Raw genomic sequence first — 7460 nt, 5'->3', positions numbered from 1 at the left:
CTGCGGCCGGAGACTGAACCCGCCGCCATGCAGCAGCTGAATGAACTGCGCGAACGCAACTCCCGTCTGCTGACGCAAGCGCAGCCGGAGATGGAAAGTCTCTACTCACATATTGCCGGCACCCAGAGCATGGTCATCCTGAGCGATGCAGACGGCACCATCCTGCATGCGCTCGGCGACCAGGATTTCATGAGCAAGGCCCAGCGTGTGGCGCTGCAGCCCGGCGTCTCCTGGCGCGAGGATATTTCCGGCACCAATGCCATCGGTACTGCGTTGATCGAGAAGAACCCTGTGTTCGTCATGGGTGGCGAGCACTATTTCGAGCAGAACGCCTTTCTTAACTGTTCCGCTTCGCCCATCCTCGATCCGCATGGCAGCATCATCGGCGTGCTGGATCTTTCCGGCGACCACCGCCAACCGCAGGAACATACCATGGCGCTGGTACGCATGTCGGCGCTGATGATCGAGAACCGCCTGTTCAATGCCGGCTTTGCTGCCGATATCACGATACGGTTCCATACGCGGCCAGAGTTCATCGGTACCCTGTGGGAAGGCATCGCCGTGTTCTCGCCGGATGGAAAACTGCTGGCAATCAATCGCACCGGCGCATTCCAGCTCGGTCTGGACGAACAGCAGGCGGCCGGCACCGAATTCGAGAGCCTGTTCGAACTCAGTCTGCCGAAGTTTCTCGACATCGCCAGGCGTGCGCTCAGCAGCAAGTCCATTCTGGTCCTGAAGAACGGGTTGCGCTTGCATGCCAAGGCGGATCCGGGCATGCATACGCTGGCGACTGCCGTTTCGATGCCGGGTTTGATGCAGGAGCGTCCCGCCGCCACGGAAAAGACCAAAACAGAGATGACTGCGCTCGATCGGCTGGACACCGGGGACGGCGTGCTACGACTTGCCCTGCAGCGGGCGCGCAAGGCGCTTGGGCATGACATTCCGGTGCTGATCGAGGGTGAGACCGGTACCGGCAAGGAGTTGCTGGCGAAAGCCATCCATGAATCCGGTCAGCGCCGTCAGGGCGCTTTCGTCGCCATCAACTGCGCTTCGATTCCGGAAGGCCTGATCGAGTCCGAACTGTTCGGCCATGAGGAGGGCGCGTTTACCGGGGCACGCCGGCGCGGTGCGGTCGGCCGTATCCAGCAGGCGCACGGTGGTACCCTGTTCCTCGACGAAGTGGGCGAGATGCCGTTGCCGCTGCAGGCGCGGCTGCTGCGCGTGATTCAGGAACGCGAGATCGTGCCGCTCGGCAGCAACAAGCGCATCGAGGTCGACATCGCCATCATCGCAGCGACCAACCAGCGGTTGCGCGAGCGGGTGCAGCAGGGACTGTTCCGCGAGGATCTGTACTACCGGCTCAACGGGCTGCGGCTCAGCCTGCCGCCACTGCGCGAACGCACCGACCTGCCGGCGCTGATCGAACGTATCCTGCATGATGATCTGGGGCGCAAGGATGTGGTGCTGCAGCCGGAGGTACTGGACTTGATGCGCCGTCATCCGTGGCGCGGCAATGTGCGGCAGTTGTTCAATGTGTTGCGTTCGGCGCTGGTGTTCATGGAAGATCGCACGCTGGGGACGGCGCACCTGCCGGAGGATTTCCTGGAAGAGCTGACGGACGGAGTTGAAAGCCAGCAGCCGGCCGAGCAACCTGCGGATGCCAGCTGGTCGGAGACCGAGGCGGCGCTGATCCGGCAGGCGCTGGCGGCACATCGCGGCAACATGGCGGCGGCCGCACGCCAGCTCGGTATCAGTCGGGCGACGATATACCGCAAATCGCGGCGATTGAATCTGATCTAGTAATAGATACTTGGGGCGTGACCTGGTCAGGCCAGGCTGGCCTGGTGTTCGCGGATCGCTTCACTGACCTTGGCGTGCAAGCCCGCGCCCTGGTTTTCGAGTACGTGCCTGATCAGTTGCTGGCGCATGTTCTGCGCCCAGAAATTCTTGATATGACTGGCGATGCTTTTTTTCGCCAGTTCGGCATCCGGGTAGGATTCGAAGAAATCACCAATCTGGTTGGCCATGACGATGAGCCGTTCGGTCTTCATTTTGCTTCCTTGTGCAATATTCTTTCGGGGCAACTGTAAATCACATGTTTCTGGTGGCGGGCAAAGCCGACCAGTGTAATGCCGCAACTCTGCGCGATCTTGATGGCGAGGCCGGTGGGCGCTGACATGGCGACCAGCAAGGGGATACCGGCACTGGCTGTTTTCTGCACCATTTCGTAACTGGCACGGCTGGTAGTCAGCACGAAGCCTGTTGTGCCGGCTCCTGACTTGGCGATGGCGCCGATCAGCTTGTCCAGCGCATTGTGTCTGCCGACATCCTCGCGTAGCAGCAGGATCTCGCCCGCATTGCTGACCCAGGCGCAGGCATGGGTGCCGCCGGTCAGCTGCTGCAGCTGCTGCTGGCGGCTGATTTCTTCAAAGGCTCTTTCGAGCGACGATGCGGGCACGCGTTCGCCCATGGGCACCACGTTCAGCGGCACGCGCATGACCTGCTCCAAACTCTCAGCCCCGCACAGGCCGCAACCTGTGCGCCCGGTCATGTTGCGCCGTCTGAGTTTCAACTGGTGGAACTGTTCGGACGCCAGCGTGATATGCAGTTCGATGCCGTTGGCCTGCGGCACCACCTCGATGCCGTAGATATCCTGCGGCCGGCTGATGATGCCTTCGGTCAGCGAGAAGCCGAGCGCGAAATCCTCCAGATCCTGCGGCGTGGCGAGCATGACGGCATGCGAGATGCCGTTGTATACCAAGGCAACCGGTACTTCCTCGGCGACATGGTCCTCAAGCGCCCGCGTCTGCCCGTGTTCCCATTTGAGTACCGGGTAATCGGAGGAGGTCGCTTGTGCCATGACGACATCGGCGGACGCTTCGAGCATGGGCGCTCCGCTAGCTATTCAACCTGAGCCTTGCTCGGTTGCTTGCCGGCGAAGGCTTTTTGCTCCTTGCTGAAGGCCTGATACTCACGTTGCCATTCGGACGGCTGCGAAACGCGGCTGACCTGCACTGCCGTCACCTTGTATTCCGGGCAGTTGGTCGCCCAGTCCGAGTTGTCGGTAGTGATAACGTTGGCACCGGATTCCGGATGGTGGAACGTGGTGTAGACGACGCCGGGCTGCATGCGCTCGCTCACGCAAGCACGGAGGACGGTCTCGCCGGCACGGCTGGTGATGCCGACCCAGTCGCCGTCCTGGATGCCGCGTTCTTCGGCGTCATGCGGATGGATCTCTATCAGATCTTCCGGATGCCAGGCGACGTTGTTGGTGCGACGGGTCTGGGCGCCGACGTTGTATTGCGACAGGATGCGGCCGGTGGTCAGGATCAGCGGATATTTCTGCGTGACGCGTTCCGTGGTCGGTACGTACTGGGTGATGAAGAACTTGCCCTTGCCCCTGACGAATTCGTCGACGTGCATGATCGGCGTGCCTTCCGGATGCTCGTCGTCACAGGGCCACTGGATGCTGCCCAGTCGATCCAGTTTCTCGAAGCTGACGCCGCGGAAGGTCGGTGTCAGCGCGGCGATCTCGTCCATGATTTCGGACGCGTGACGGTAAGGCATGGGGTAATCCAGCGCATTCGACAGCATGGCGGTGATCTCCCAGTCTTCATAGCCGTTCTTCGGCGTCATCACGCGGCGTACCGGCGAGATGCGGCGCTCGGCGTTGGTGAAGGTGCCGTTCTTCTCGAGGAAGGAGGCGCCCGGGAAGAACACGTGGGCGTACATCGCGGTTTCGTTGAGGAACAGATCCTGCACGATGACGCATTCCATCGATTCCAGCGCATGGGTCACGTGCTGGGTGTTGGGGTCGGATTGCGCGATGTCCTCGCCGTTGCAGTAGAGAGCCTTGAAGCTGCCTTCGCCCGCCATGTCCAGCATGTTCGGGATACGCAGACCCGGGTCCTTGCTCAGCGGCCGGCCCCAGGCGGCTTCGAACAGCGCGCGGGTAGCGTCGTCGGCGACATGGCGGTAGCCCGGGAACTCATGCGGCATGGAACCCATGTCGCAGGAACCTTGTACGTTGTTCTGGCCGCGCAGCGGGTTGACACCGACGCCCTCGCGGCCGATGTTTCCGGTGGCCATGGCGAGGTTGGCGATACCCATGACGGTGGTCGAACCCTGGCTGTGCTCGGTCACGCCCAGACCGTAGTAGATGGCGGCGTTACCGCCGGTGGCGTAGAGGCGCGCAGCGGCACGCACGGTCTGCGGGTCGATGCCGAGGTCTTTTTCCAGCGCTTCCGGCGAATTCTCCGGCTTGGCGACGAAGTCGCGCCACATCTCGAAGGAATCCCATTCACAGCGCTCGCGCACGAAGTCTTCGTTGACCAGACTTTCGGTGACGATGACGTGCGAGAGGGCGGAGATCAAGGCGACGTTGGTGCCCGGGCGCAGCTTGAGATGGTAGTCGGCCTTGACGTGCGGCGACGATACGAGGTCGATCTCGCGCGGGTCGGCCACGATCAGTTTGGCGCCCTGACGCAGGCGGCGCTTCATTTGCGAAGCGAATACCGGATGGCCGTCAGTCGGGTTGGCGCCGATGACCATGATGACATCGGACTGCATGACCGAATCGAAGGTCTGCGTACCGGCCGATTCTCCCAGGGTTTGCTTCAGGCCGTAGCCGGTCGGCGAGTGGCAGACGCGGGCGCAGGTGTCGACGTTGTTGGTGCCGAAACGGGCGCGCACCAGTTTCTGTACGACATAGACTTCCTCGTTGGTGCAGCGCGAGGAGGTGATGGCGCCGATAGCGCCGACGCCATGCTTGGCTTCGATGCGCTTCAGTTCGCTGGCGGCGTAGCTGATCGCTTCTTCCCAGGAGACTTCCTGCCACGGATCCTTGATGCTCTTGCGGATCATCGGGGTCGTGATGCGGTCCTTGTGCGTGGCATAGCCCCATGCAAAGCGGCCCTTTACGCAGGAGTGGCCGTGGTTGGCGCCGCCGTTCTTGCTCGGCACCATGCGGATGACTTCCTCGCCCTTCATTTCGGCGTCGAACGAACAACCGACGCCGCAGTAGGCGCAGGTGGTGGTCACGCTGTGTTCCGGCGTGCCGTGTTCGATGACGGTGTTCTCCATCAGCGTGGCGGTCGGGCAGGCCTGCACACAGGCGCCGCAGGAGACGCATTCAGAATCGAGGAAATTCTCGATGCCGGAGGCGACCTTGGAATCGAAGCCGCGCGACTGGATGGTCAGCGCGAACGTGCCTTGGGTTTCCTCACAGGCGCGCACGCAACGCGAGCAGACGATGCATTTGGCCGGATCGAAGGTGAAATACGGGTTGGAGGTGTCCTTTTCCGCCTTCAGGTGGTTGGCGCCGTCATAGCCGTAGCGCACTTCGCGCAGGCCGACCGCACCGGCCATGTCCTGCAGTTCGCAGTCGCCGTTGGCGGCGCAGGTCAGGCAGTCGAGCGGGTGGTCGGAGATGTAGAGTTCCATGGTGCCGCGACGGATGTCCGCCAGCTTGGGCGTTTGCGTATGCACCTTCATGCCGGCATCGACCGGGGTCGTGCAGGAAGCCGGATAGCCGCGGCGGCCTTCGATCTCAACCAGGCAGAGGCGGCAGGAGCCGAACGGTTCCAGGCTGTCGGTGGCGCACAGTTTGGGCACGGTGACGCCGGCCATCATCGCGGCGCGCATGACCGAGGTACCCTTGGGTACGCTGATCTCCTGGCCGTCGATCTCCAGACTGACGTGGGTATCGCTGTGCTTGAGCGGGGTGCCGAAATCGATAGGTTTGTTCATGATGCGGTCTCCTCGGCGTTATGCTGCCGTTGTACTGGCGTCCACGCCAAAATCTTCAGGAAAATGATTGAGCGCGCTGAGCACCGGGTAGGGTGTCATGCCGCCCAATGCGCAGAGCGAACCGTTCAGCATGGTATCGCTCAGGTCTCGTACCAGCGTGATCTGTTTCTCCCGGTCACGACCGGCAATGATCTTGTCCATGACTTCCATGCCGCGTGTCGAGCCGATGCGGCATGGCGTGCACTTGCCGCAGGATTCGATGGCACAGAACTCGAAGGCATAACGGGCCATCTTTGCCATGTCCACGGTGTCGTCGAAGGCGACGATGCCGCCGTGACCGAGTACGGCCCACAATTCACTGAACTTCTCGTAATCCAGCGGCGTGTCGAATTGTGATTCGGGCAGATAGGCGCCGAGCGGGCCGCCGACCTGCACGGCACGGATCGGCCGGCCGCTGGCGGAGCCGCCGCCGAAATCGTAGAGCAGTTCGCGCAGCGTGATGCCGAAGGCCTTTTCGACCAGGCCGCCATGCTTGATGTTGCCGGCCAGCTGGATCGGCAGCGTGCCGCGCGAGCGGCCCATGCCGTAGTCCTTGTAATAGGTCGCCCCCTTGTCGAGGATGATGGGCACGCTGGCGAGACTGATGACGTTGTTGACCACGGTCGGCTTGCCGAACAGGCCTTCGATGGCGGGTAGCGGCGGTTTGAAGCGCACCAGGCCGCGCTTGCCTTCCAGGCTTTCCAGCAGCGAGGTCTCCTCGCCGCAGACATAAGCGCCGGCGGCGCGACGGACTTCCAGGTCAAACCTGCGGCCGCTGTCGAGGATGTTGTCGCCCAGGTAGCCGTTCTTGTAGGCGCTGTCGATGGCTTCGTTCAGTATCTGCAGAGCATCAGGATATTCCGAACGCAGGTAGATATAGCCCTGTGTGGCGCCGACGGCGAGGCCGGCGATGGTCATGCCCTCGATCAGCACGAAAGGGTCGCCTTCCATGATCATGCGGTCGGAGAAGGTGCCGGAGTCGCCCTCGTCGGCGTTGCAGACGATGTATTTCTGTTCGGCTTCGCAGCCGAGTACGGTGTTCCATTTGATGCCGGTCGGGAATGCTGCGCCGCCGCGCCCGCGCAGGCCGGATTCCGTGACTTGCTGCACGATGTCGGCCGGTGCCATGGTCAATGCCTGGCGCAGACCACGATAGCCATCGTGCGCGATATAGTCGCCGAGGCTGACCGGGTCGGTGATGCCGACGCGGGCAAAGGTCAGGCGTTCCTGATTTTTCAGCCAGGGCAGTTCGTCAGTGATGCCTTGGCGTAGCGCATGCTCGCCCCCGTGCAAAAAGTCGCTGTCGAACAGTCCGGCGACGTCGTCCGTTTCCACCGGGCCGTAGGCTACCCGGCCTTGCGCTGTCGCCACTTCGACCAGCGGTTCCAGCCAGTGCATGCCGCGGGAGCCGTTTCTGACGATTTCGATCACGACGCCGCGACGCGCGGCTTCTGCTGCAATCTGCAGGGCAACTGCGTCCGCATCCATGGAAAGTGCGGCTGAATCTCTTGGGATGTAAACCTTGATGCTCATTGTGAATCTCTCGCAGCTTGAATCAGGCGGGTGAGTTTTTCCGGGCTGACGCGACCGTGGACTTTTTCATCCAGCATCACAGCCGGGGAAAGGGAGCAGTTGCCGAGGCAGTAGACTGGCTCCAGCGTCACGGCGCCATC

The 7460-nt window shown here is 62.2% G+C and carries 6 protein-coding genes; 1 reads left to right on the top strand and 5 read right to left on the bottom strand.

Features of this window, described 5'->3' with window-relative positions:
* Positions 1 to 1800, top strand: a 1800-nt coding sequence (locus RBT54_RS17765; protein WP_320368346.1) for a sigma-54-dependent Fis family transcriptional regulator, incomplete at its 5' end; no start/stop codon positions are given.
* A gap of 26 nt (positions 1801 to 1826) precedes the next feature.
* On the opposite strand, the gene RBT54_RS17760 is transcribed toward RBT54_RS17765, so the two are convergent.
* The 5 genes from RBT54_RS17760 to RBT54_RS17740 are packed head-to-tail and all read right to left on the bottom strand — an operon-like array spanning position 1827 to position 7451.
* Positions 1827 to 2051 carry a formate dehydrogenase subunit delta gene (locus RBT54_RS17760; protein ID WP_320368345.1) on the bottom strand — a complete coding sequence of 75 codons (225 nt, stop codon included), beginning with the start codon at positions 2049 to 2051 and terminating at the stop codon, positions 1827 to 1829.
* Positions 2048 to 2887 (bottom strand): formate dehydrogenase accessory sulfurtransferase FdhD, encoded by an 840-nt coding sequence (fdhD, locus tag RBT54_RS17755; protein ID WP_320368344.1) that lies wholly within the window; start codon positions 2885 to 2887, stop codon positions 2048 to 2050. Before fdhD ends, RBT54_RS17760 begins: the two co-directional genes overlap by 4 nt.
* Before the next feature lie 14 nt (positions 2888 to 2901).
* Positions 2902 to 5748 (bottom strand): formate dehydrogenase subunit alpha, encoded by a 2847-nt coding sequence (fdhF, locus tag RBT54_RS17750; RefSeq protein ID WP_320368343.1) that lies wholly within the window; start codon positions 5746 to 5748, stop codon positions 2902 to 2904.
* Positions 5749 to 5766: 18 nt separating this feature from the next.
* Positions 5767 to 7320: an NADH-quinone oxidoreductase subunit NuoF gene (locus tag RBT54_RS17745; RefSeq protein ID WP_320368342.1), complete on the bottom strand. Its 1554-nt coding sequence runs from the start codon at positions 7318 to 7320 to the stop codon at positions 5767 to 5769.
* Positions 7317 to 7451 carry an NAD(P)H-dependent oxidoreductase subunit E gene (locus RBT54_RS17740; RefSeq protein ID WP_320368347.1) on the bottom strand — a complete coding sequence of 45 codons (135 nt, stop codon included), beginning with the start codon at positions 7449 to 7451 and terminating at the stop codon, positions 7317 to 7319. Before RBT54_RS17740 ends, RBT54_RS17745 begins: the two co-directional genes overlap by 4 nt.
* Positions 7452 to 7460 lie beyond the last annotated feature (9 nt).

Origin of the sequence: Thauera sp. (assembly GCF_034003485.1) — a bacterium.
GTDB lineage: Bacteria > Pseudomonadota > Gammaproteobacteria > Burkholderiales > Rhodocyclaceae > Thauera.
This window is presented reverse-complemented; position numbering and strand designations above follow the sequence as displayed.

Excerpts from the sequence above, each read along its gene's own strand:
- RBT54_RS17745 (WP_320368342.1), bottom strand. The coding sequence starts at position 7,320 with ATGAGCATCAAGGTTTACATCCCAAGAGATTCAGCCGCACTTTCCATG.
- RBT54_RS17760 (WP_320368345.1), bottom strand. The coding sequence starts at position 2,051 with ATGAAGACCGAACGGCTCATCGTCATGGCCAACCAGATTGGTGATTTC.
- fdhD (WP_320368344.1), bottom strand. The coding sequence starts at position 2,887 with ATGCTCGAAGCGTCCGCCGATGTCGTCATGGCACAAGCGACCTCCTCC.
- fdhF (WP_320368343.1), bottom strand. The coding sequence starts at position 5,748 with ATGAACAAACCTATCGATTTCGGCACCCCGCTCAAGCACAGCGATACC.